We start from the raw sequence: 24,428 nt of genomic DNA on the forward strand, positions 1-24,428 counted from the left end.
CCCGCAGAGGGGGGAGGGGTCGCGCGCGGCGGTCGTAAGCGATTGCACCGCGCAACCTGCTGTATCGTGCACCATCCCGCGACGTGGAATGGCCCTGGTGATCGTTCGATTGCTCACCAGCCCTGAGACACAGCCTCGCCGGACTCATCTGCCGTCACCGCTCCACGCGGCGCGCATGCTCGGCAAAGGCCGCTTTCAGCCGATCATTCTGGCCGCGTGGATTGATGAGCGTGTCGAAGAAAACGGCGCGGTCCCGATCGTAGAGCACCAGGGCTGCATGCGCGGCTATCGACTGCCGCGCGCGCGAGGCGGCTAGCTCGATCGGCGACATCGTCTCATCGTCGATCGAGTGGGGCGGCTGCGATCGGCAGGACATCAGAGATCCAAATCCCGCAGCGGAGTTCTGTCGCGCTCCGGCAAATCCCCGTCACGCAGCCCCGACGAGCCCAGGAGTTGCCCGAAACTCCGTATTTCCGAAGGCGGCCTCCGCACCTCAGGCGATGGACGGGTAGAATCCGGAGCACCGGGTAAAGCAGGAGCGTGCTCATCCGCAACGGCGGAGCCGGCATCCGTCAGGCCTCGCGGTCGCAGCTCGCCCATCGCACCCTCCGACGACCGCAATTCTGACGCCGGGCATCGAGCGCACAAGTCCGGCCGCGATCCGGGCCGCCCCAACGGAAAAGGGGCCGCCTTTCGGCGACCCCCTTCCGTCTCTCGAAGACTGGTTGGCTTGGACTTAGAAGTCCATGCCGCCCATGCCGCCGCCCGGCATCGCCGGAGCGGGGGAGTCCTTCTTCGGGGCGTCGGCGACCATCGCCTCGGTCGTCACGAGCAGGCCGGCCACCGAGGCGGCGTCCTGCAGCGCGGTGCGCACGACCTTGGCCGGGTCGACGATGCCGGCCTGGATCATGTCGACGTACTCTTCGGTCTGGGCGTTGAAGCCGTAGGTCTCCGAGTCGCCCTTGTCGCCGATCTTGCCGACCACGATCGAGCCCTCGACGCCGGCGTTGCTGGCGATCTGGCGGATCGGGGCCTCAAGCGCCTTGAGGACGATCTTGATACCGGCCTGGACGTCGGCGTTGTCGCTCGACAGGCCGGCCACGGCCTTCTTGGCGCGCAGGAGGGCGGTGCCGCCGCCGGGAACGATGCCTTCCTCGACCGCCGCGCGGGTGGCGTGGAGGGCGTCGTCGACGCGGTCCTTCTTCTCCTTGACCTCGACCTCGGTCGCGCCGCCGACGCGGATCACCGCGACGCCGCCCGCGAGCTTGGCCAGACGCTCCTGGAGCTTCTCGCGGTCGTAGTCCGAGGTGGTCTCCTCGATCTGCGCCTTGATCTGCTGGACGCGGGCCTCGATGTCGGCCTTCTCGCCGGCGCCGTCGATGATCGTGGTGTTCTCCTTCTCGATGCGGACGCGCTTGGCGCGGCCGAGCATCGGGAGGGTCACGTTCTCGAGCTTGATGCCGAGGTCCTCGGCGATCATCTGACCCTGGGTCAGGATCGCGATGTCCTCGAGCATGGCCTTGCGACGGTCACCGAAGCCCGGCGCCTTCACGGCCGCGACCTTCAGGCCGCCGCGCAGCTTGTTGACCACCAGGGTGGCCAGGGCCTCGCCCTCGATGTCCTCGGCGACGATCAGCAGCGGCTTGCCGGTCTGAACGACGGCCTCGAGCACCGGCAGCATCGCCTGGAGCGACGACAGCTTCTTCTCGTGGATGAGGATGTAGGGATCCTCGAGCTCGGCGATCATCTTCTCCGCATTCGTGATGAAGTACGGGGAGAGGTAGCCGCGGTCGAACTGCATGCCCTCGACGACGTCGAGCTCGGTCTCGGCGGTCTTCGCCTCCTCGACCGTGATCACGCCCTCGTTGCCGACCTTCTGCATGGCATGGGCGATCATCTCGCCGATGTCCTTGTCGCCGTTGGCCGAGATCGTGCCGACCTGGGCGATCTCCTCCGAGGCCGACACCTTCTTGGCGCGGCTCTGGATGTCCTTCACGGCGGCCTGGGTGGCGAGGTCGATGCCGCGCTTCAGGTCCATCGGGTTCATGCCGGCGGCGACGTACTTGGCGCCCTCGCGGACGATCGCCTGGGCCAGCACGGTCGCGGTGGTGGTGCCGTCACCCGCGATGTCGTTGGTCTTCGAGGCCACTTCGCGCACCATCTGGGCGCCCATGTTCTCGAACTTGTCGGCGAGTTCGATCTCCTTGGCGACGGTCACGCCGTCCTTGGTGATCCGCGGCGCGCCGAAGCTCTTCTCGATCACGACGTTGCGGCCCTTCGGGCCGAGCGTGACCTTCACCGCATCCGCCAGGATGTCGACGCCGCGCAGCATCTTCTCGCGGGCGTCGGAGGCGAAACGAACGTCTTTCGCTGCCATGGTGATTCCTCACTGTAGATCGGTGTTGCAGGGGACAGCCCTCCGGCGTCAGCTCCCGGGAAGGGGCGCCGCCGTCGGGCTCGCAGGGCTTCTCAAGGGGGTGGCGGTTTAGGCCAGCACGCCCATGATGTCGGACTCCTTCATGATGAGGAGGTCCTTGCCGTCGATCTTGACCTCGGTGCCCGACCACTTGCCGAACAGGACACGGTCGCCGGCCTTGACGTCGAGGGGGTTCAGCTTGCCGGACTCGTCGCGGGCGCCGGGGCCGACGGCGACGATCTCGCCCTCTTGCGGCTTCTCCTTGGCGGTGTCCGGGATGATGATGCCGCCCTTGGTCTTCTCCTCGCTCTCGATGCGACGGACGACGACACGGTCGTGCAGCGGACGGAATTGCATGTGCTGCCCTCTTGCTTCGCAGAACGCATTGCGGTTGGTGCTGACGCCGAAGCCGCCTGCCCAACCCGGGCATTAGCACTCTCATGAGGTGAGTGCTAAGGCTGGCGAGGAGATAATCGGGCCGCGGACCCGAGTCAAGGCGCTGGCGTGTGGCCTGCGGGAAACAACCGACGGCCTTAAGGGGGCCCGATCATGATCACGCTGCACGGCCCGGAGGGGGTCGTCGCCGAGGGGCAGGCCTGCGCCGCGCGGCCCCTGCCGGCCCACGGCACCTGGCTCGACCTCGACGACCCGAGCGAGACCGAGACGGCCCTGGCGGAGGCCGCGACCGGTCTCTCCGTCCCGTCCCGGGCGGCGCTGAGCGAAGTGCAGAACTCCCGCCGCCTCAACCGGCGCCGGGACGCCTTCTATCTCAGCACGCCGATGGTCTCGTTCCGGGACGACGACCTGACGCTCCGCCCCCTCGGCTTCGTGCTGACGCCGGAGCGGCTGCTCACCATCCGGTTCCAGCCGCTCGCCGCCTTCGACACCGTCAAGGCGCGCCAGGCCGAGCGGGACGGGCCGGCCTCCAGCGTCGAGACCTTCCTGGCCCTCAACGAGGAGCTGATCGACCGCATGGCCGACACCCTCGAGACGACGAGCGACGAGCTCGACTCGCTCTCGACCCGGGTCTTCACCTTCGACGTCAGCGCGAACGGCAAGGCCCGGCCCGACGCGGCTGGCTCCAGGAACTTCGCACCCAAGCGCCGCGACCTCGCCTTGCGCCGGCTGCTGCGCGCCATCGGCCGGCGCGGCAAGGCGCTGGCGAAGCTGCGCGCCTCGCTGCTCGGGCTGGGCCGGATCCTGCCCTACGTCGCCGGCGAGGCGGAAGGCTGGCTGAAGCCCGAGGAGAAGGCGCGGTTCGAGAGCCTGCGCCTCGACGTCACTTCCCTCGACGAGTTCGAGACCCGGCTGTCCGAGACAGTGCAGTTCCTCCTCGACGCCACCCTCGGGCTCATCAACATGGAGCAGAACAACACCTTCCGGGTGCTGACCGTGGTCTCGGTGATCGGCATCCCGCCGACCCTGATGGCCTCGGTCTACGGCATGAACTTCAAGCACATGCCGGAGCTGGATTGGGCCTGGGGCTATCCCTACGGGCTCGCCGTCATCGCCGCGAGCGCGCTGGTGCCGGCGGTCTACTTCAAGCTGAAGGGGTGGTTCTGACGCCCGCTCACCGCCGCGCCGCCAGCGCCGAGCCCGCCAGGATCAGCCCCGCCCCGGCCAGCGTCGCCGCCCCCGGCACCTCCCCGAAGGCGACGTAGCCGAGGCCGATCGCCCAGAGGAGCGCGGTGTATTCCATCGCGGCGAGCCGCGAGGCTTCGGCCCTGGCGTAGGCGCGGCTGAGCACCAGGTGCCCGGCGACCCCGAGCACGCCGACGAGGACGAGGAGGGCCCAGTCCGGCGCCGCGACCGGGGTCCAGGTCCAGGCCGCCGGGCCGGCCAGCATCGCGGCGGGTCCGGCATTCTGGATCGCCACGATGGTCACCACCGGGTCGTGCCGGGCGCGGGCGCGCAGCAGCACCATCGAGAGCGCGTAGGTCAGGGCCGAGACCAGGATGGCGGCGATGCCCCAGGTCGAGGCCGCCGCCCGCGGCCCCTCGGATCCGACCTCCGATCCGATCTGGCCGGCGACCACGATCCCGACCCCGACGAAGCCGACGACGAGCCCGGCCCAGACCGGCGCGCGCACCCGCTCGCGCAGGAGGAGCGCGGCGAACAGCGCGATGAAGATCGGGCTCAGGAACGACAGCGCCAGCGCCTCGGCGAGCGGCAGCACCGACAGGCCGTGGAAGAAGCAGAGCGCGGTCGCCACCACCAGCACGGCCCGCAGGCCGTTGGTGCGCCAGGTCTCCGCCGAGGGCCAGCCGGGCCGCAGGGCGGCGAGCACGGCCGCCATCACCAGGGTGCCGACGGCGTAGCGCGCGAAGGCGATCCCGGTGACGCCGTAGCGCTCGGACAGGCCCTTGATGGTGGCGTCCATCAGCGACAGGAGCCCGATGCCGAGGGCGGCGAGCAGCACAGCCGAGGCGGGGGAGGTGGAGCGGGGGAGCATGGCCAAGGCGGATGGCCCGCGCGCGGCCGCGGCGCAAGGCCTGATGCGAGCGGCGATGCACCATGGCGCTTAGGCGTTTCATAAGGGGTCCGACCCATCCTGGCGCCGATCCGCCCGAGGAAGCGGTCATGCCAGGGAAGCGGTCATGAAGGTCATTCTGGTCGCGGACCACGCCTACATCAACGGCGGCCAGGCCAAGGTGTCGCTGGAGAGCGCCATCGGGCTCGCCCGCCGCGGCCACGCGGTCGTGCTGCTCGCCGCCGTCGGCCCGGCCGATCCGCGGCTGGCGGAAGCCGGCGTGCGCGTCGTGCTCCTCGGCCAGACCGACGTGACGCAGGCCCGCTCGCTGGCCCGCTTCGGCGTGCAATGGCTGTGGAACGCCCCCGCCGCCGCCGCCCTCGGCGCCCTGATCGCTGGATCGGACCCGCGCGACACGGTGGTGCACGTCCATGCCTGGGCCAAGGCCCTGTCGCCCGCGATCGGCCCGGTCCTGCGGGGAAGCCCCGCGCCGGTGGTCTACACCGCGCACGAATACTACCTCGCCTGCCCGAACGGCGGCTTCTACGATTATCCGGTCGCCGCGACCTGCCACCGGGTCCCGAACGGGCCGGCCTGCCTGGCCCACAACTGCGACTCGCGCACCTATCCGCGCAAGCTGATGCGGGTCGCCCGCCACGCCCTGATGCGGCGCACCGGCCTCGTCGAGGGCATCGACGCGATGATCACCATCAGCCGGCTGCAGCGCGAGGCGCTGGCGCCCCATCTGCCGGCGGGCCTGCGCTACCACGACGTGCCGAATCCGGTCGACGCGGAGCCCCTGGGACCGAAGACCGGCGCCCCCGGCGACTTCGTCTTCGTCGGACGCCTCTCGCCCGAGAAGGGGCCGGGCGTGTTCGGGGAGGCGGCGCGCCTCGCCGGGGCGCGGGCGGTCTTCGCCGGCGACGGGCCGATGCGGGCGGAGCTGGAGGCACGCTTCCCCGAAGCCTCCTTCCTCGGCTGGCAGAGCCCGGACGAGGTCAAGGCGGTGCTGCGGGCGGCCCGCGCCCTGGTGTTCCCGTCGGTCTGGTACGAGGGCCAGCCGCTCACGGTGCTCGAATCCCTGGGGCTCGGCACGCCGGTCGTCGTCAGCGACGTCTGCGCCGGCCGCGAGGCGGTGCGCCACGGCGAGAGCGGGCTGTGGTTCCGCTCCAACGATCCCCGCTCGCTCGCCGACGCCCTGGCGCATCTCGCCAACGACGCGACGGCGATGCGGATGGGACGCGCCGCCTACGACCTGTTCTGGGCCGACCCGCCGACGATGGAGCGCCACCTCGACGGGCTGGAGCGGGTCTATCGCGACGTGGCGGGGCAGGGGGCGCAGGCGCGGCCGCTGGCGCGGGCGGTGTAGCGGCCGAGGCGGCCGCGCCTTCGTCGAAAGCGCCATCAATCCTCCGCACGACGAGCCGAACAGGGTTCGTCCTGCAACGCGACGAGCACTCAATGGCGGTCATCGCGGCCTTCGTGGTCAATGCGGCCCTCAACCTCGCCCTCGGGCTGCTGATCGCGCAGATCCTGGGGCCGGCGGATTTCGGCCGCTTCGCCCTCGGTACCGCCGGCGCCGTGGTGCTCAACATCATGCTGTTCGAGTGGCTGCGCCTCTCGGCGACGCGATTCTACTCCGAGCGGGTGCGCCGGGCCGAGCCGTGGATCCGCACCATGCTCGACCGGGCCTACGCGGCGACGGCCCTCGGCCTCGCCGGGGCGGCGCTGCTGGCGCTGGCCGGCCGGCCCCTCGTCGGCGAGCCGGCGCTGCTTGCCGCCGCCGCCGCCGCGGCGGTCGGCATCGGGCTGTTCGACTACCAGGCGGCGCTCGCCCGCGCCCGCTTCGTCGGCGGGCTGTACCTGCGCCTCGTGCTGGTCAAGAACGGTCTCGCCCTCGTGATGATGGTCGGCACCGCCTGGGCGACCGCCGATGCCGCCGCGGTGATGCTCGCCGCGGGCTTGAGCCAGTTCCTCGCCGCGGTCATCGTCCGGCGCGCCCTCGCGGATCCGCCCGCCGCCTTCGCGGCGGCGCGGCGGCGCGAGACGATGCGCCTGTTCATGGCCTACGGCCTGCCGGTGGTCGCCGCCAACGTGGTCTACCAGCTGATGCCCTTCGCCAACCGCTGGACGATCGCGGCCGTCTCGGGCTTCGCCGAGGCCGGGTACTTCTCCCTCGCGGCCGATATCGGCGGGCGGATCTTCAGCACGCTCGGCGCCGCCCTGGACCTGCTGCTGTTCCAGATCGCCGTGCTCGCCGCCGAGACCCACGGACACGAGGCCGGCGAGACGCAGGTCGCCCGCAACGGCGCCGTGGTGCTGGCCCTGATCCTGCCGAGCGCCGCCGGGTTCTGGGCCGTGGCCCCGGCCCTCGAGGCGATCGCGGTGCCGGAGGCCTTTCGCGGGCACTTCGTGCACTACACCCTGCTGCTGGTGCCTGGCCTCGTCGCCCTGGCGCTGATGAACTTCGCCCTCAACCCGATCTTCCAGATCCGCCGCCGCACCCTGCCGCTGATCGCGGCCGGGCTCGTCGGGGCCCTCGTGAACCTCCTCGCGGCGCTGGCGCTGGCCGGCCCCTTCGGCCCGTCGGGCATCGCCGCGGCGCAGTCCCTCGGCTTCATCGCCGCGATGCTGTTCCTCGGCCTGCGCGCGCTCACCGGGCGGGATCGCCTGCGGATGCCCTGGCGCGACCCGATCGCGGTGGTGCTCGCCACGGCGGTGATGACCGCCGCGATCCTGCCCCTGCGCGGCCTCTCACCCTGGCTCGCCCTGCCGGCCTGCGTCGCGGTGGGCGGGCTCGTCTACGGGGCGCTGGCCTGGCGCTTCGACATCGCGGGGTTGCGCAGCGCGGTGACGGCGCGGTTCGGGCGGGGCGTGCCGGCGGAATAGGCTTGCGGTTCGCCTCGCTTCCGTCGCACGATCGGGATCGAGGATCGCATGATCGAGACCGACCGCCGCGCCGACGTTCCGGAGGCCCTGAAGCCGCTCGTCGCCCGCATCGTCCGGGATGCGGCGCCGCTCGGCATCTGGCTGTTCGGAAGCCGCGCCCGGGGCGAGGCCCGGGCCGACAGCGACTGGGACCTGCTGGTCGTTCTCCCGGACGATGCCGACGACGCCCTGCTCGACCCGGTTTTCGGCTGGCGCCTCCAGCGCGACAGCGGGGTTCAGGCGGACGTGCTGATGGCCACGCGGGACAATCTCGATGCGATCTGGGGCGTGCCGAACACGATCGGCTACGTGCTTGCACAGGAGGGCATCCGCCTGAATGTCGGCCGATAGGGCGATGGCTGCTCTGTTGCGGATCGCGACGGCCGATCTCGCCGACGCGCGCGTTCTGGCAGGCGTGCAGTCCCGCAATGCGCCATATCTGTGCTCTCAAGCCGCGGAAAAAGTCGTGAAGGCGGTCCTTACGGCGGAAGGCATTCATGCAAACCGGAGTGTTGCGCACAGAATCGACCTGATGGTCGACCTTCTGCCCGATTCCAATGCGTTCAAGGCGCGATTCCGCAAGATTGAGCATCTCGCGTCGTTCGCAACGAGCTACCGCTATCCCACCCCGGCCGGTCGCGTCCCCGCCGCACCGTCGTCGAGTGAGCTGGCTTGGCTGATCGACGAGACGGACAGCCTCCTGCAGGACGTAGCCGACCGGCTCAGCATCGACCTGACCTGACGGCGCCCCTCCCGCTTGCAACCGGCCCCGGTTGCCCGCAAAGATCCGCGCCCGATCCCCGCGCACCCGGCGCGGCCTGTCCCGGCGAGCGAGCCCCGCGATGAGCATCTACCAGCCCCGGAGCGAGGCGGAGGCCGCGAGCCTGATCGGTGACGCGGCGGCGCGGGGCGAGCGGCTGCGTCTCGTCGGCGGCGGTACCCGGGCCGGGATCGGGCGGCCCGCCCAGGACGAGGCCACCCTGTCGGCGGCGGGCCTCACCGGCATCACCCTGCACGAGCCGGCCGAGCTCGTCATCGCGGCCCGGGCTGGCACGCCGCTCGCCGAGGTCGAGGCGCGTCTCGCCGAGGGCGGCCAGATGCTGCCCTTCGAGCCGATGGACCACCGCGCGCTCCTCGGCTCGACCGGCGCGCCGACCATCGGGGCGGTCGCGGCCGGCAACATCTCGGGCCCGCGGCGCATCGCCGGCGGGGCCGCCCGCGACAGCCTGATCGGCGTCCGCTTCGTCAACGGCCGCGGCGAGGCGGTGAAGTCCGGCGGCCGGGTGATGAAGAACGTCACCGGGCTCGACCTCGTGAAGCTGATGGCCGGCTCCTGGGGCACGCTGGGCTTCCTCACCGAGGTCACCTTCAAGGTGCTGCCGGTCCCCGAGCGCACCGCCACCCTGGCGCTCGCCGGGCTCGACGATGCCGGCGCGGTCGAGGCGATGAGCCTGGCGCTGGGCTCGCCGTTCGAGATCACCGGCGCCGCGCACCTGCCCGACGGCGTCGACGGACCGGCGCGCACGCTGCTGCGCATCGAGGGTTTCTCGGCCTCGGTCGATTACCGCCTCGGCGAGCTGACCCGCCTGCTGCGCCGCTTCGGCCGTCCGGAGATCCAGGAGGGCGAGCCGGCGGCCGAGCTCTGGGCCTCGGTCCGCGACGTCCTGCCCTTCGCCGGCGGCGAGGAGGCGGTGTGGCGCCTCTCGACTGCCCCGGGCCGCGGCCCGGCGGTGACCGCGGCCATCGCCGCCGCCCGGCCGGCGCGCTGGTTCTACGATTGGGGCGGCGGCCTCGTCTGGCTCGCCACCCCGGCCGCGGGCGATGCCGGGGCGCACGCCGTGCGGGCGGCCCTCGCGGGGGGCGGCCACGCCACGCTGGTGCGCGCGCCCGACGCCGTGCGGGCGGCGGTGCCGGTCTTCGAGCCCCTGTCCGAGCCCCTGATGCGGATCACCGCCGGCCTCAAGGCCGCGCACGATCCCGTCGGCCTGTTCAACCCGGGGCGGATGTACGCGGGGATCTGATCCCGGCCTCCGTCACCGACAACCGGGGCGCCCCAGGCGCGTTCTAGCTCTCACGATGTTCCGTCTCGCCCACCTCACCGATCCGCATGTCGGCCCGCTGCCGCGCCCGCGCCTGCGCCAGCTGATGAGCAAGCGCGCCACCGGCTGGGTCAACTGGAGCCGCGGCCGCAAGCTCACCCACGACATGGAGATCCTGGCCGCCCTGGTGGCCGACCTGCGCGCCGCCGCGCCCGACCACATCGCCTGCACCGGCGACCTGTGCAACATCGGCCTGCCGAGCGAATGGGAGACCGCCCGCGTCTTCATGGAAGGGCTGGGCGAGCCCGGCTTCGTCAGCTTCGTGCCCGGCAACCACGACGCCTACGTGCGCGGCTCGCTGAAAGGCCTCCTCGGCGCGGTCGGCCCCTGGACCCGGGACGATGCCGGCCGCGACAAGGCGTTTCCCTACCTGCGCCGCCGGGGGCCGCTGGCCCTGGTCGGTCTGTCCTCGGCGATCCCGACCGCGCCCTTCGTGGCGACCGGCCGCCTCGGCTCCGACCAGATCCGGGCCGCCGAGCGGATGCTCCAGGATCTCGCCGCCGAGCCCGAGCGGCCGTGCCGGGTGGTGATGATCCACCATCCGCCGCATGTCGGCGGCGCCAAGGCGGGGCGCCACCTCACCGACGCCCACGCCTTCGAGGCGATGATCGGCCGCGTCGGCGCCGACCTCGTGCTGCACGGCCACAACCATGTCGGTTCGGTCGCCTTCCTGATGGCGCCGGGCGGGCGCCGCGTGCCGGTGATCGGCGCGCCCTCGGCCTCGGCCCGCGGCGGGGCGCTCAAGCACTGCGCCGGCTACCACCTCTACGAGATCGAGCGCACGGCCACCGGCTACGCGCTCACCGCGACCCTGCGCGGCCTGCTGCCCGAGGGCGGGATGGGCGATCTCGGCACCCTGACCCTCAAGGCCTAACGCGCGCCGCAACATTTCAGGCGAGAGGACGTTCTCCCGCCGATGCGCCGCCCGGTCGGGCGGCGCCGGTGTTGCGGCAGGGCAGGGCGGCGCGGCCGTCCGCGACGGGATCGCGGTATCCCGGCCCCGAGGAGCGAGGTCGCCCGGATGGCGGACGAAGCAGGCGGCGTGAGGGCGCAGGTCGCGAATGCCCGGGCCGAGGATGTGGGCCGGGGCGTCGCCCGGGTCGGCGCGGCCCTGCTCCAGAACCTGGGCCTGCAGGAAGGCCAGCCGATCGAGATCATCGGCAAGCGCCACACCACGGCGCTCGCCATTGCCCTCGGCCAGGAGGACGAGGGCCTGAGCATCATCCGGCTCGACGGCCTCCAGCGCGTCAATGCCGGCGTCGGCTCCGGCGACCACGTCGAGATCCGCAAGGCGGAGGTGCGGCCCGCGACGCGGGTGGTGCTGGCCCCGGCCCAGAAGAACCTGCGCCTGCAGGGCTCGGGCGAGGCCCTGCGCCGCACCTTCTACCGCCGGCCGCTCGTCGCCGGCGACGTGATCTCGACCTCGGTGCCCTCGCGATTCAAGCGCGAGGAGGTGCCCGAGGAGCTGCGCCAGATGTTCAGCCTGCCGGCCTACGGCCTGCAGGAGATCCGCCTCGTCGTGGTCTCGACCCAGCCGCCCCGCGGCATCGTCCAGGTCACCGCCGAGACCGAGGTCGAGCTGCGCCCGCTCTACGAGGAGCCGAAGGAGGTCCGCCGGGCCGACGTCACCTACGACGACATCGGGGGCCTCGGCACCACCGTCGACCAGGTCCGGGAGATGGTCGAGCTGCCCTTGCGCCACCCCGAGCTGTTCCAGCGCCTCGGCATCGACCCGCCGAAGGGCGTGCTGCTCTACGGCCCCCCGGGCACCGGCAAGACGCTGCTCGCCCGCGCCGTGGCGAACGAGACCGAGGCGCAGTTCTTCCACATCGCCGGCCCCGAGATCATGGGCAGCCAGTACGGCGAATCCGAGCAGCGGCTGCGCCAGATCTTCTCCGAGGCGCAGCGCAACGCGCCCGCCATCATCTTCATCGACGAGATCGACTCGATCGCCCCGAAGCGCGAGGAGGCGCGCGGCGAGGTCGAGCGGCGCATCGTCGCGCAATTGCTCACCCTGATGGACGGCCTCGAGCCGCGCCAGAACATCGTGGTGATCGGCGCCACCAACCGCCGCGACGCGATCGACGAAGCCCTGCGCCGGCCCGGCCGGTTCGACCGCGAGATCATCATCGGCGTGCCCGACGAGCCGGGCCGGCGCGAGGTGCTGACCATCCACACCCGCGGCATGCCGCTCGGCGACACCGTCGATCTCGACGAGATCGCGCGCACCACCTACGGCTTCGTCGGCGCCGACCTCTCGGCCCTCGCCCGCGAGGCGGCGATGGACGCGCTGCGCCGGGTGCTGCCGCAGATCAACCTCAAGGAGGGCATCCCGCCCGAGATCCTGGAGACGCTCGAGGTCTGCCGCGAGGATTTCCTCAACGCCCTCAAGCGCGTCCAGCCCTCGGCCCTGCGCGAGATCATGATCCAGGTCCCGAACGTCACCTGGGACGATGTCGGGGGCCTCGGCGAGGTGCAGACGAAGCTGCGCGAGGGCGTCGAGCTCCCCTTGCGCAACCCGGAGGCGTTCCGCCGCATCGGCATCCGTCCGGCCAAGGGCTTCCTGCTGTTCGGCCCCCCCGGCACCGGCAAGACCCTGCTCGCCAAGGCGGTGGCGCGCGAGGCGCAGGCGAACTTCGTCGCGACGAAATCCTCCGACCTGCTCTCGAAGTGGTACGGCGAATCCGAGCAGCAGGTCTCGCGCCTGTTCGCCCGCGCCCGCCAGGTCGCCCCGACGGTGATCTTCATCGACGAGATCGATTCGCTCGCCCCCGTGCGCGGCGGCGGCCTCGGCGAGCCGGCCGTGACCGAGCGGGTGGTCAACACGATCCTCGCCGAGATGGACGGCCTGGAGGACCTGCAGGGCGTGGTGGTGATGGCCGCGACCAACCGGCCGAACCTCGTCGATCCGGCCCTCCTGCGGCCGGGCCGCTTCGACGAACTCGTCTACGTGCCGGTGCCGAGCATCGCCGGGCGGCGCCACATCCTCGGCATCCACACCCGCGCCATGCCGCTCGCCGGCGACGTCGACCTCGATCTCCTCGCCGAGCGCACGACCCGCTTCACCGGAGCCGACCTCGAGGACCTGACCCGTCGCGCCGGCCTGATGGCCCTGCGCGAGAACCTGTCGAGCGAGCGGGTGACCCAGAGTCATTTCGACGCGGCCCTGCACGAGACCCGGGCCTCGGTGACGCCCGAGATGGAGCAGGATTACGAGACCATGCTGCGCACCCTCAGGCAGGAGGGCCCGCAGCGCCAGCCGATCGGCTTCGTGCCGCTCCGGCCGGCGGCGGAGTAGGCGGGGTCGTCGTCGGGCGGTCTGTGACGCATTTGCACCACGGACCACCCGGCGATTGTTTCCGCCCTGTTTTCGCCACAGCCCGGCGGCCAACCCGTTCGACGTTACTCGAACGGGAGGGGACGATGACCCGTCTGACCGCGCCGCGGCGCCTGCTGAAGCCGCTCCTGGCCGCGGCGACCCTGTTGACCCTGGCGGCGCCGGCGCACGCCATCGGCCTGCTCGAGCGCGGGCCGATCGCCGACTTCCTGACGGTGTTCCGCCAGCAGGGCGTGCCGCGCCAGACCATCGGCTGGAACAGCCCCTACAAGCCCGGCACGGTGGTGATCTCGACCAGCCAGCGCCGGCTCTACTACATCCTGCCGAACCAGGAGGCGGTGCAGTACGGCGTCGGCGTCGGCCGCGAGGGTTTCTCGTGGTCCGGTACCAAGACCGTGACGATGAAGAAGGAATGGCCGGCCTGGCGTCCGCCCGAGCAGATGATCAAGCGCCGCCCCGACCTGCCGCGCTACATGGCCGGCGGCAACGACAACCCGCTCGGCGCGCGCGCGCTCTATCTCGGCTCCTCGCTCTACCGCATCCACGGCTCGAACGAGCCGGAGACGATCGGCGCCGCGGTCTCCTCGGGCTGCATCCGCATGACCAACCGGGACGTGATCGACCTGTATGGTCGCGTGAAGGTGGGGACGAAGGTGGTGGTGCTGCCGTAGGGATTTTTCGCGGACTCAAGTTTCGTCCGTGCGCGAAGCGGCTTTGTCAGCGTTTGTGCTGATATAGCGAGCCGCTTCGCGGCCCTTCTTGTGCTGGATCCCGGATCTCCTTCCGCTTACGCTGCAGTCGTCCGGGAAAGGGCGGTGCACGGATGGCGAAGGGCGGGTTCGTCTACATGCTGGCTAGCGGGCGCAACGGCACGCTCTATCTCGGGTCGACGGTCGATCTCTGTCGACGTGTCTACGAGCACCAACAGGCCCATGTGCCCGGCTTCACGACTCGCTACGGCGTGATCCATCTGGTTTGGTACGAGCACTACGACCGGATCACGGACGCTCGCCACCGTGAGTACACGCTCAAGAAGTGGCGCCGCGCCTGGAAACTCGCGCTGATCGAGGCAATGAACCCAGATTGGCGTGATTTGTCAGCTGACCTCAACGGCTGAACACACCGCTTTCCCCCACCTACCCTTTTCCCGGACGACTGCAGCGAAGCGGAAGGAGATCCGGGATCCAGCACAAGAAGTGCCGCGAAGCGGCTCGAACTATCAGCACGAACGTCGATACAGCCGCTTCGCTTCGGATAGCTCCGCGGTAACTTAAACCGCCACGACCTTCCCCGGATTCATGATGTTGTCCGGATCGATCGCCCGCTTGAGCACCCGCATCAGGTTCAGCGCCTCCGGCCCGTGCTCCAGTTCCATGAAGCGCATCTTCTTCTGGCCGATGCCGTGCTCGCCGGTGCAGGTGCCCTCCATGGCGACGGCGCGGGCGACGAGGCGCTCGATGAAGCCGGTGACCCGGGCGATCTCGTCGGGGTCGTCCATCATGACGAGCGGCGAGGTGTGGAAGTTGCCGTCGCCGACGTGTCCCGCGATCGGCGCCGTGATGCCGCTCGCGACGATGTCGCGCTTCGTCTCGTCGACGCATTCGGCGAGCCGCGAGATCGGCACGCAGACATCGGTGGCGATGACCTTGGCGCCCGGCCGCATGCCGACCGCCGCCCAGTAGACGTCGTGGCGGGCCTGCCACAGCCGGGTGCGGTCCTCCGGCTTCGTCGCCCACTCGTAGGGCCCGCCCTCGAACTCCGCGGCGATCTCGCCGAAGCGCTCGGCCTGCTCGCGCACGCTGGCGTCCGTGCCGTGGAACTCGACGAGCAGCAGCGGCATCTCGGGCAGGGTCAGCTTCGAGTAGGCGTTGCAGGCTGCGACCTGGACCTCGTCGAGGAGCTCGATCCGCGCCACCGGCAGGCCGGACTGGATCGTCACGATGACGGCGTCGCAGGCCGCCTTGATGCTCGGAAACGGGCAGACGCCGGCGGAGATCGCCTCCGGGATGCCCGCGAGCTTGAGGGTCAGCTCGGTGATGATGCCGAAGGTGCCCTCCGAGCCGACCATCAGCCGGGTGAGGTCGTAGCCGGCCGAGGTCTTGCGGGCGCGCGGGCTGGTGCGGACGATGTCGCCGTTCGGCATCACGGCGGTGAGCGACAGCACGTTGTCCTTCATCGTGCCGTAGCGCACCGCGTTGGTGCCCGAGGCCCGGGTCGCCGCCATGCCGCCCAGCGACGCATCGGCGCCCGGATCGATCGGGAAGAACAGGCCCTGGTCGCGCAGGTGCTCGTTCACCGCCTTGCGGGTCACGCCGGGCTGGACCACGCAGTCGAGGTCCTCGGCATGGACGGCGAGCACCTTGTTCATCCCGTTCATGTCGATCGAGATGCCGCCGAACGGCGCGTTGACGTGGCCCTCGAGCGAGGTGCCGGTGCCGAAGGCGACGACCGGCATCTTGTGCGCGGCGCAGACCCGCACCACCGCCTGCACGTCCTCGGTGCTCTCGGCGTAGACCACCGCGTCCGGCGGCTGGTTGGCGACCCAGGTCAGGGTGCTGGCATGCTGCTCGCGCACCGCCTGCGAGGTGACGACGCGGTTGCCGAACTGCGCCGTCAGCTCGCGGATCACCGCCGCGACGGTCTCTGGCGACGGGCGCTCGCGCGACGGGGCGGGGCTCTGGGCGTTCATGGGATCTCGACCTCCCGGACGGTGTCTCGACGACCGGGCGGCCCGGCCTTTTGCCGGCCACTCTAGCAGCCGTGTCCGGCCCGGCATATCCGGCCCGCCGGTCACGGAGAAGTGCGATCCGGGGGTGGCACCTTGCCCCAAGGTGCAACGCATCCGGGGGTGCATCGCCGGGGCGGGCGTGCTACGTGCCAGGGCGCCCTTGTCATCCCGCCTGCGCCTGATCGGGAGCCCAACAATGGCTGACGACCGCCCCGCCTCGGTCTTCTTCTTCGCGCCGTTCGTGTCGTCGACGATGGCGATCGAGCCCGGCTGGATCGACTATAACGGTCACCTGAACATGGCGTATTACCACGTCCTGTTCGACCGGGCGGTGGACGAGGCGTTCGGCGTCGTCGGCCTCGGGCCCGACTACCTGGAATCCGGGCGCGGCACGACCTTCGCCGCCGAGGTCCATGTCCGCTACCGCCGCGAGCTCGTGCTCGACGACCCGGTCCGGGTGACGCTCCAGCTCATCGGGTTCGACGAGAAGCGAATCCACTTCTACTCCGAGATCCGCCACGCCACCGAGGGCTGGGTCGCCGCCAGCTCCGAGAACCTCGCCCTCCACGTCGACCCGGCGACCCGGCGGGTGGCGCCGTTCCCGGACGACATCCAGGCCAATCTCTCGGTCATGCTCGGCTCGCATGCCCGGCTGCCGCGGCCCGACGATCTCGGGCGGGTGATCGGCATCCCGGCCCGCGGCCATGCCCGGCCGGAGACCATGGCCTTCGCGGCCGCCGGGGCCCGGGTCAGGCATTAGGGACCGGGCGCCCGTCGGCGGCGCGGCGCGTTCGTCAGCGCCGCGGGACGATCGGGATCGGCGCCGGCGGCGGCGCGACCTGCTGGCGCTGGATCTGGCCCTGGAGCTGGTTGGTCTCGAAGCGGTTCTGCTGCTGGATGCCGCGTGTCGCGGCACCGGATTCGATCGAGCGGTTGAGGCCCTCGACCGCCTGCTGCGAGCGGTTGATCGGCACCTGGTTCTGGGCCAGCGCCGGGACCGGCGCGGCGGCGAGCGTCAGGATCAGAAGAGTATGGGCGCGCATCGGGTTCCTTTCCGCGGGCGGGGGCCTGTCCGTGGGAGACGACGCCATGGTGTCGGCAAGGTTCCCGCATCCGCAAGGGTCCGGCGCCCGGCCGGGGAGGGATGCGCGCACCACCCTCGACGCCGTTCGCGTTTTGGTCCAGTGATGCGGCCATGACTCGCGACATCCCGGCCGCGCCCGCCCCGACCTCGATCTCCGCCCGCGCCCGCGCCGCGCTGGTGCCCCCGGACGCGCACTACCTCACCGGGCTCAACCCCGAGCAGCGCCGCGCCGTCGAGGCGACGGAGGGGCCGGTGCTGGTGCTGGCCGGCGCCGGCACCGGCAAGACCCGGGTGCTGACCACCCGCATCGCCCACCTGATCGCCACCGGCCGCGCCCGGCCCTTCGACATCCTGTCGGTGACCTTCACCAACAAGGCCGCCCGGGAGATGAAGGAGCGCATCGGCGCGCTGATCGGCCCGGCCGGCGAGGGGATGCCGTGGCTCGGCACCTTTCACGCCATCGGCACCAAGATCCTGCGCCGCCACGCCGAGCTCGTCGGCCTGCGCTCCGACTTCACGATCCTCGGCACCGACGACCAACTGCGGCTCCTGAAGCAGGTGATCGCGGCGGCCGACCTCGACGAGAAGCGCTGGCCGGCCCGCAGCCTCGCCGGTACGATCGACGGCTGGAAGAACCGCGGCCTGTCGCCCGAGCAGGTGCCGGCGGGCGAGGCCTCGGCCTTCGGCTTCGGCAAGGGAGGGGCGCTCTACGCCGCCTACCAGGAGCGGCTGAAGTCGCTCAACGCCGTCGATTTCGGCGACCTGCTGCTGCTCTGCCTGAAGCTGTGGCGCGAGAATCCGGACGTGCTGACCAACTACCAGCAGCGCTTCCGCTACATCCTCGTCGACGAGTACCAGGACACCAACGTCGCCCAGTATCTCTGGCTGCGCCTGCTCGCGCAAGGCCACCGCAACGTCGCTTGCGTCGGCGACGACGACCAGTCGATCTACGGCTGGCGCGGCGCCGAGGTCGACAACATCCTGCGCTTCGAGCACGACTTTCCGGGCGCCCTGGTGGTGCGGCTCGAGAACAACTACCGCTCGACCGGTCACATCCTGGCCGCGGCGTCCGTGCTGATCGCCCACAACGAGGGCCGGCTGGGCAAGACCCTGCGCACCGACAGCCCGGAGGGCGAGAAGGTCACGGTCACCGGCGCCTGGGACTCGGAGGAGGAAGCCCGCCTCGTCTGCGAGGAGATCGAGCGCCTGCAGGCCAAGGGCCACAAGCTCTCGGAGATCGCCGTGCTGGTGCGCATCTCGGCGCAGATGCGCGAGATCGAGGATCGTTTCGTCCAGCTCGGCCTGCCCTACCGGGTCGTCGGCGGCCCGCGCTTCTACGAGCGGGCCGAGATCCGCGACGCGCTGGCCTATCTCCGCATCGTCGCCAACGGCTCCGACGACCTCGCCTTCGAGCGGATCTTCAATACGCCCAAACGGGGCTTAGGCGACGCGACGCTCCAGGCCCTGCACGGGCTCGCCCGCCGCGCCAAGGTGCCGCTGCTGCAGGCTGCGCGCATGATGAGCGAGACCGAGGAGCTGAAGCCCAAGCCCCGCTCGACCGTGCGCGCCCTGTGCCAGAGCTTCTCCCGCTGGGCCAAGCTCCTGGAGGACCAGCCGCATACGGAAGTGGCGCAGACGATCCTGGAGGAATCCGGCTACACCGAGATGTGGCAGAAGGAGCGCACCGCCGACGCCGCCGGCCGGCTCGAGAACCTCAAGGAACTGGTGCGCTCGATGGAGGAGTTCCCGGACCTCGCCGGCTTCCTCGAGCACGTCTCCCTCGTCATGGACGTCAACGAGGCCGAGGGCGGCGACCGGGTGAGCCTGATGACGCTGCACGCGGCCAAGGGCCTGGAATTCGACACCGTGTTCCTGCCCGGCTGGGAGAACGGCCTGATCCCCAACCAGCGCGCCCTCGACGAGAGCGGGCGGGCCGGCCTGGAGGAGGAGCGCCGCCTCGCCCATGTCGGTCTCACCCGGGCGCGCAAGCGGGCCAAGATCTCCTTCGCGGTCAACCGCCGCATCCACGGCCTGTGGTCCTCAACCGTGCCGAGCCGCTTCATCGACGAACTCCCCGAGGCCAGCGTCCTGGTGCTCGACGCGCCGGCGAGCTTCTCGCAAGGCCCCTCGCGCTTCGACCGGCAGGCGCCGGCTTTCGGCTCGTCCTATGCCACCCCGGGCTGGCAGCGGGCGCAGGCCCAGACCGCGAAGGACGACCGGTTCGGCGGGGGAGGGCGCGGGAGCGCGCCGGGCCGGCGCGGGCCGCAGCAGATCGAGGGCACGCTGGTGGCGAAATCCACCGGCACGCCGTCGGCCTACGAGGCGGGCGCACGCATCTTCCACACCAAATTCGGACCGGGCTCGGTGGCGGCCGTCGACGGCAACAAGCTCACCGTTGACTTCGACAAGGCCGGCCGGAAAATGGTCCTCGACAGCTTCGTCCAGCCGGGCTGAGGCGTCCCCCGCGGCGGGCGAATCGGGAGCGGCGATCCAGTGGCGACCCCTTCCGGCCCGCGCGCCCCGGCGACCCGCGCCGCCCCTGTGTGGTTTTCATCACAAAACCGTCGCTCCTCTCCGTCATCGTGCTTTTCACCGGGGCATGGTGCGGCGCGAGAATTGCTCGTTCATCATCGGCTGCTTACCCTGTCGGTCGAAACAGGCGGACTTGTCCACCGCCTGCGTCAACCCCGACCGGAACCGTTGCGGCCCGTGAGGCTTTGAATCGCCAGAGTAACAGAGGAGTTCAGGGACACGAGAGGGCACACGATAGTCGGCACCGCAAGTCCAGTGGGAGTGTTGATCCGTGAAGAGACGACGCGCACGACTTGAACTGGTTGATGACCGCCCGATCCGCGTGCACCGCACACGCTTCGAGGAAGAGCGCAACCCGCCACCGATCCAGCCGATGACGGCCCGCCAGGCCGAGTATCTGGACGCCCTCGGGTCCCACCCGCAAGTCATCGTCCTCGGCCCCGCCGGCACCGGCAAGACCTACATCGCCGGCACCCGCGCCGCCGACCTCTTGCGCCAGCGCCGGGTCGCCAAGGTGGTCATCACCCGGCCGAACGTGCCCTCGGGCCGCTCCCTCGGCTTCTTCCCCGGCACCCTGGAAGACAAGATCGCCCCCTGGGTCGCGCCCCTCACCGAGACGATGAAGGAGCGCATGGGCGACGGCGCCTTCGAGATCGCCGTGAAGGCCGGCGACATCGAGGTCGTCCCCTTCGAGGTGATGCGCGGCCGCACCTTCAAGAACTGCCTGGTGATCCTCGACGAGGCCCAGAACACCACCCCGGCCGAGATCAAGATGTTCCTGACCCGGATCGGCGACGACACCCAGGTCATCATCAACGGCGACGTGTCCCAGACCGACCTGCGCGAGACCTCGGGGCTCCGCACCGTCATCCACCTCGTCAAGAGCCGGATGATGCCGATCCCGATCGTCGAGTTCGGACTGGACGACATCGTGCGCTCGGGAATCTGTGCCGAGTGGGTGCGGGCCTTCGAGGAGGCGCGGGTGTGAGGTTGCCATGCCTGCCCGGCCGGATGGCCGGGCAGGCATTCTAATGTGTCGGCTTGATCCCCGGACGGGGCACCGTACGAAGCACGGTAAACGCTCCGATGTCGTCCTGGGGCTCGCCGCAGGCAAGAACCCGGGATCCGTCACTGCTGACGCTTTAGATGGTATCGGAGGGCGTTTCGCCTCGTCCCGCATCGTCAGCGGTGATGGATCCCGGGTTCCGCTGCGCGGCACCAGGATGACGCGGAGGATGGCCGCAACGTCGCAGGCGCCTGAATACGTACCGAAACTTGTCCCGGCGCGAGAAACCATCCCGCTTCCCGGCGTTTCCCAGGATCTGCTGTTCCCTGCACATCCAGGATCCATCATGGCCCACATCCTCGTCATCGGCGCCAGCCAGGGCATCGGCCTGGAGACGGTGAAGGCGGCGCTCGCCGCGGGGCACCGGGTGCGGGCCTTCGCCCGCTCGGCGGGCAGGATCGAGCTCTCCGACCCCGACCTCGAGCGCTTTCCCGGCGATGCCCTGTCCGCCACCGACGTGGGAGCCGCGCTCGAGGGGATCGACGTCGTCGTCCAGGCCCTCGGCGTACCGTTTCGCGACCTGTTCGGGCCGGTGCGGCTGTTCTCCGACGCGACCAACGTGCTCGTCCCGGCGATAGAGCAGGCGGGGGTGCGCCGGCTGATCGCGGTGACCGGCTTCGGCACCGGCGACAGCCGCGCGGCGATCGGCCCGCTGCAGCGCCTGCCGTTCCGCCTCGTCTTCGGCCGCGCCTACGACGACAAGGACGCGCAGGAGATGCGCATCCGCCGCTCCGGCCTGGACTGGACCTTCGTGCGCCCGGGCGTGCTCACCGGCGGCCCCGCGACCGGGCGCTACCAGGTGCTCGACCGGCCGTCGTCGTGGACGAACGGGCTGATCGCCCGGGCCGACGTCGCCCGGTTCATCGTTCGCGACCTCGAGTCCCGCGACCATGTCGGCCGCCCGGTCGTGCTCATCAGCCACGCACTCCCGCTCTGATCGTCCGGAACCCATGGACAAGTTCCTCTACTACGCCGTCACCCTGCTCGAATCGGTCCTCGGGGTGTTCGGGGTGCGGACCTTCTACGACCAGCCCCGCTACGCGGTGGTCGACCGGCTCGACCGCGGCGTCGAGATCCGCGCCTACGAACCCCGCGTCGCGGTCGAGACCGACGCGCGCGGCCAGGGCGACGGCGAGGCGTTCGGGCGGCTCTTCCGCTACATCACCGGCGCCAACTGGGCCGGCGACCACATCGCCATGACGGCGCCGGTGGAGGCCGGCGGGCAGCGCATCGCCATGACGGTGCCGGTCGAGCAGGGCACCGGCGGGACGATGCGGTTCTTCCTGCCCCGGGCCGTGGCGGCGGCCGGCGCGCCGGAGCCGACCGAGGCCGGGGTTCGGCTGGTGACGATCCCGGAGGAGCGGATCGCGGCTCTGCGCTTCTCCGGCCGCGCGACGCCGGAGGCCCGGGCCGAGCAGGAGCGGATCCTCACCGAGGTCTTGCGCGCGGCCGGCCGTGCGACGGCGGGGCCGCCGTTCTTCATGGGCTACGACCCGCCCTTCGCGATCCCGTTCCTGCGGCGCAACGAGGCGGCGGTCAGGCTCGGGGCGTGACCTCGGGCGGGCTCACCGCCCATCCGCCCGGGCCACCGCCCGCTTGATCACCTGCTGCACCTCGACGTTCGACAGGAACAGGTCGTGGTTGATGATGCCGCTGCCGTAATCCGAGGCATCGGCGACGCGCACGCCGAGGGCCTCCAGGCGGCCGCGATCGGCGGCGCCGGCGCGGATGACGCCGCCCGCGATGGTGCTGGAGAGTTCGAGCGCCCGGTCGTTGGTCGAGGAGATCACGGTGATCTTCTGGGCGGCGGTGCCGAGGCGCTCGATGCCGTTGGTGAACAGGTCGATGTCGATGTCGGGCGCGGCGAGCACGATGGCGCCGATCCGGTCGAGGGCCGCCTCGCCGGCATCGGCGCGTAGCATCCGCAGGGTCTCCAGGGTGAGCAGCGTGCCCATCGAATGGGCGACGAGGTGGATCCGCCCACCCTGCGCCGTGGCGAGCGCCCGCAGCAGGTCCTCGAAGGCGTCGCGCGACCACAGGGCGCTCTCGCGGTCGTAGCCGTAATCGAAGGTCTTGCCCGCCGACGGCCAGGTGAACAGGCCCGAGGCGCCGCGGAAGCGGATGCCGTCGGAGAGCTGTGCCGCGCTCACCGCGGCGGTCTCGAACGATTCGCGGTAGCCGTGGACGTAGAGCAGCACGTCGCGGCCGAGCACGGCCTCCGCGAAGGCGGTGGCGGCCTCGGGGCCGGTCACCACCCGGGGCGCCCCGGCGATACGCCAGTCGCCGGTGACCACCGACGACACCTTCCCGATCAGCGAGCGGTCCGGCGGGGCGAGGCGCAGCGTCGCGAAGGACAGGCCGCGGCCGCGCTGGTCGGTGAAGAAGGGCGGGCGGCCGGCGGGGTCGGCGGGCCGGCGGGTGGTGGCCACCAGCAGGACCGGGCTGACGTCGAGGGCGGATTGCTTCTCCGGCGTCGCCTCGCTCAGGAGCCCGTCGCCGAGGCAGCCGCCGAGGGACAGGCTGGCGAGGGCGGAGAAGCCGAGGCGGGCGAAGCCCCGGCGCGTCGGCGCGGCGATCGATGTCATGACGTCCCACTCGTCCCCGGCCATGGCCGGCATTCCACCCGGCTTTCAGGCCGGGGATGCGGCATGATCGTGGCCGTGCCGCGTCGCGTCGGGGCAAAGCCGCGATTGTTGCCCGAAGGTCACGCCGCCTCGGTCCTTCGTCCACAGCCACGCCCCTCGACGGGCGGGCGGCGAGGCGGCAGAAAGACCGGATGACCGTTCCGGCTCCCGACCTCGCCCAGCTCCTGTCCGGCAACCGCGCCGCCCTCGCCCGCGCCATCACGCTGGTCGAATCGAAGCGGGCCGATCACCGGGCCGCCGCCCGCGAACTCCTCGACGCCGCGCTGCCGCATGCCGGCAAGGCGGTGCGGGTCGGCATCACGGGCGTGCCGGGGGTGGGGAAGTCGACCACCATCGATGCCCTGGGGGCCAGCCTGACGGCGCGGGGCCACAAGGTGGCGGTGCTGGCGGTCGATCCGAGCTCGTCGCGCACCGGCGGCTCGATCCTCGGCGACAAGACCCGGATGGCGCGGCTCGCCGTCGACCCGAACGCCTTCATCCGGCCCTCGCCGTCCTCCGGCACCCTCGGGGGCGTCGCGGCGAAGACCCGCGAGACGATGCTGCTCTGCGAGGCCGCCGGGTTCGACGTGGTGCTGGTCGAGACCGTCGGCGTCGGCCAGTCCGAGACCGCGGTCGCCGACCTCACCGACTTCTTCCTGGTGCTGATGCTGCCCGGCGCCGGCGACGAGCTGCAGGGCATCAAGAAGGGCATCCTCGAACTCGCCGACATGATCGCGGTCAACAAGGCCGACGGCGAGGAGGGGATGCGGCGCGCCATGGCCGCCGCCGCCGAGTACCGCGCCGCGCTCCACATCCTGACGCCGGCGAGCGCCACCTGGTCGCCGCCGGTCACCACCATCTCGGGGCTCGCCGGCCAGGGGCTGGACGCCCTGTGGGAGGCGGTGCTCGACCATCGCGCCAAGCTCACCGCGACCGGCGAGATCGCCGCCAAGCGCCGGAGCCAGGACGTGCAATGGATGTGGGCGCTCGTCCACGAGCGCCTGCACCAGCGCCTGACCGGCAGCGCCGAGGTGCGCAGGGTGACGGCGGAGGCCGAGGGCAGGGTGGCGGCCGGCGAGCGCTCGCCGGCCGCGGGGGCGGACCTGATCGCCGAGCTGATCGGTCTCTAGATCCTTGGTTTTAC

Annotated in this window: 23 protein-coding genes; 16 read left to right on the forward strand and 7 right to left on the reverse strand. The window is 71.2% G+C overall.

Going from position 1 to position 24,428, the window contains the following annotated elements; translation table 11 throughout:
• Positions 1-154: 154 nt before the first annotated feature.
• From A5481_RS15330 to groES, 3 genes are all read right to left on the reverse strand, one after another.
• On the reverse strand, positions 155-331 hold the full coding sequence (locus A5481_RS15330) for a type II toxin -antitoxin system TacA 1-like antitoxin (protein WP_197514190.1): 177 nt from the start codon (positions 329-331) through the stop codon (positions 155-157).
• A gap of 405 nt (positions 332-736) precedes the next feature.
• Positions 737-2,377, reverse strand: coding sequence for a chaperonin GroEL (gene groL / locus A5481_RS15335; protein ID WP_048433002.1), 1,641 nt, complete (start codon positions 2,375-2,377; stop codon positions 737-739).
• Positions 2,378-2,485: 108 nt separating this feature from the next.
• On the reverse strand, positions 2,486-2,773 hold the full coding sequence (groES, locus tag A5481_RS15340) for a co-chaperone GroES (RefSeq protein ID WP_048433003.1): 288 nt from the start codon (positions 2,771-2,773) through the stop codon (positions 2,486-2,488).
• Positions 2,774-2,965: 192 nt separating this feature from the next.
• On the opposite strand from groES, the gene A5481_RS15345 reads away from it, so the two are divergent.
• Entirely contained in the window at positions 2,966-3,979 is a 1,014-nt protein-coding gene (locus A5481_RS15345; protein ID WP_048433004.1) for a magnesium transporter CorA family protein, read from the forward strand.
• A gap of 7 nt (positions 3,980-3,986) precedes the next feature.
• On the opposite strand, the gene A5481_RS15350 is transcribed toward A5481_RS15345, so the two are convergent.
• Entirely contained in the window at positions 3,987-4,868 is an 882-nt protein-coding gene (locus A5481_RS15350; protein WP_048433005.1) for a DMT family transporter, read from the reverse strand.
• Positions 4,869-5,013: 145 nt separating this feature from the next.
• Here A5481_RS15350 and A5481_RS15355 point away from each other — a divergent pair, with 145 nt between their 5' ends.
• From A5481_RS15355 to A5481_RS15395, 9 genes are all read left to right on the forward strand, one after another.
• On the forward strand, positions 5,014-6,255 hold the full coding sequence (locus A5481_RS15355; protein WP_048433006.1) for a glycosyltransferase family 4 protein: 1,242 nt from the start codon (positions 5,014-5,016) through the stop codon (positions 6,253-6,255).
• Between the two features lie 92 nt (positions 6,256-6,347).
• The gene (locus A5481_RS15360) at positions 6,348-7,775 is read left to right on the forward strand and encodes a lipopolysaccharide biosynthesis protein (protein ID WP_048433007.1); all 1,428 of its coding nucleotides are present in this window, start codon (positions 6,348-6,350) and stop codon (positions 7,773-7,775) included.
• Positions 7,776-7,823: 48 nt separating this feature from the next.
• The gene (locus tag A5481_RS15365; protein WP_048433008.1) at positions 7,824-8,165 is read left to right on the forward strand and encodes a nucleotidyltransferase domain-containing protein; all 342 of its coding nucleotides are present in this window, start codon (positions 7,824-7,826) and stop codon (positions 8,163-8,165) included.
• Between the two features lie 4 nt (positions 8,166-8,169).
• The gene (locus tag A5481_RS15370) at positions 8,170-8,556 is read left to right on the forward strand and encodes a HEPN domain-containing protein (RefSeq protein ID WP_167350041.1); all 387 of its coding nucleotides are present in this window, start codon (positions 8,170-8,172) and stop codon (positions 8,554-8,556) included.
• A 100-nt stretch (positions 8,557-8,656) separates the two neighbouring features.
• Positions 8,657-9,835: an FAD-binding protein gene (locus tag A5481_RS15375; RefSeq protein ID WP_048433010.1), complete on the forward strand. Its 1,179-nt coding sequence runs from the start codon at positions 8,657-8,659 to the stop codon at positions 9,833-9,835.
• A gap of 55 nt (positions 9,836-9,890) precedes the next feature.
• Complete coding sequence (locus A5481_RS15380; protein WP_048433011.1) at positions 9,891-10,787, forward strand: metallophosphoesterase family protein; 897 nt, start codon at positions 9,891-9,893, stop codon at positions 10,785-10,787.
• Positions 10,788-10,934: 147 nt separating this feature from the next.
• The gene (locus tag A5481_RS15385) at positions 10,935-13,211 is read left to right on the forward strand and encodes a CDC48 family AAA ATPase (protein WP_048433012.1); all 2,277 of its coding nucleotides are present in this window, start codon (positions 10,935-10,937) and stop codon (positions 13,209-13,211) included.
• A gap of 125 nt (positions 13,212-13,336) precedes the next feature.
• Positions 13,337-13,921: a L,D-transpeptidase gene (locus tag A5481_RS15390; protein ID WP_048433013.1), complete on the forward strand. Its 585-nt coding sequence runs from the start codon at positions 13,337-13,339 to the stop codon at positions 13,919-13,921.
• A gap of 152 nt (positions 13,922-14,073) precedes the next feature.
• On the forward strand, positions 14,074-14,367 hold the full coding sequence (locus A5481_RS15395) for a GIY-YIG nuclease family protein (protein WP_048433014.1): 294 nt from the start codon (positions 14,074-14,076) through the stop codon (positions 14,365-14,367).
• A 153-nt stretch (positions 14,368-14,520) separates the two neighbouring features.
• Here A5481_RS15395 and A5481_RS15400 read toward each other — a convergent pair whose 3' ends face one another.
• Positions 14,521-15,939 (reverse strand): FAD-binding oxidoreductase, encoded by a 1,419-nt coding sequence (locus tag A5481_RS15400; protein WP_048433015.1) that lies wholly within the window; start codon positions 15,937-15,939, stop codon positions 14,521-14,523.
• Positions 15,940-16,174: 235 nt separating this feature from the next.
• Between A5481_RS15400 and A5481_RS15405 the strand changes: the two genes are divergently transcribed.
• A complete protein-coding gene (locus tag A5481_RS15405; RefSeq protein ID WP_048433016.1) occupies positions 16,175-16,738 on the forward strand; it encodes a thioesterase family protein in 564 nt (187 codons plus the stop codon).
• Positions 16,739-16,772: 34 nt separating this feature from the next.
• Here the strand turns inward: A5481_RS15405 and A5481_RS15410 are convergent, their stop codons facing one another.
• A complete protein-coding gene (locus tag A5481_RS15410) occupies positions 16,773-17,021 on the reverse strand; it encodes a hypothetical protein (RefSeq protein ID WP_048433017.1) in 249 nt (82 codons plus the stop codon).
• A 152-nt stretch (positions 17,022-17,173) separates the two neighbouring features.
• Here A5481_RS15410 and A5481_RS15415 point away from each other — a divergent pair, with 152 nt between their 5' ends.
• From A5481_RS15415 to A5481_RS15430, 4 genes are all read left to right on the forward strand, one after another.
• Positions 17,174-19,516, forward strand: coding sequence for an ATP-dependent helicase (locus A5481_RS15415; protein ID WP_048433018.1), 2,343 nt, complete (start codon positions 17,174-17,176; stop codon positions 19,514-19,516).
• Positions 19,517-19,865: 349 nt separating this feature from the next.
• Complete coding sequence (locus A5481_RS15420) at positions 19,866-20,582, forward strand: PhoH family protein (protein WP_048433019.1); 717 nt, start codon at positions 19,866-19,868, stop codon at positions 20,580-20,582.
• A 364-nt stretch (positions 20,583-20,946) separates the two neighbouring features.
• Positions 20,947-21,597 (forward strand): NAD(P)-dependent oxidoreductase, encoded by a 651-nt coding sequence (locus A5481_RS15425; protein WP_048433020.1) that lies wholly within the window; start codon positions 20,947-20,949, stop codon positions 21,595-21,597.
• A gap of 13 nt (positions 21,598-21,610) precedes the next feature.
• Positions 21,611-22,213, forward strand: a complete 603-nt coding sequence (locus A5481_RS15430) for an SOUL family heme-binding protein (RefSeq protein WP_048433021.1) — start codon at positions 21,611-21,613, stop codon at positions 22,211-22,213.
• A 12-nt stretch (positions 22,214-22,225) separates the two neighbouring features.
• Here the strand turns inward: A5481_RS15430 and A5481_RS15435 are convergent, their stop codons facing one another.
• Positions 22,226-23,245, reverse strand: a complete 1,020-nt coding sequence (locus A5481_RS15435; protein ID WP_048433029.1) for an alpha/beta hydrolase — start codon at positions 23,243-23,245, stop codon at positions 22,226-22,228.
• A 191-nt stretch (positions 23,246-23,436) separates the two neighbouring features.
• On the opposite strand from A5481_RS15435, the gene meaB reads away from it, so the two are divergent.
• A complete protein-coding gene (meaB, locus tag A5481_RS15440) occupies positions 23,437-24,414 on the forward strand; it encodes a methylmalonyl Co-A mutase-associated GTPase MeaB (protein WP_048433022.1) in 978 nt (325 codons plus the stop codon).
• Positions 24,415-24,428 lie beyond the last annotated feature (14 nt).

Source organism: Methylobacterium platani (assembly GCF_001653715.1).
GTDB lineage: Bacteria > Pseudomonadota > Alphaproteobacteria > Rhizobiales > Beijerinckiaceae > Methylobacterium > Methylobacterium platani.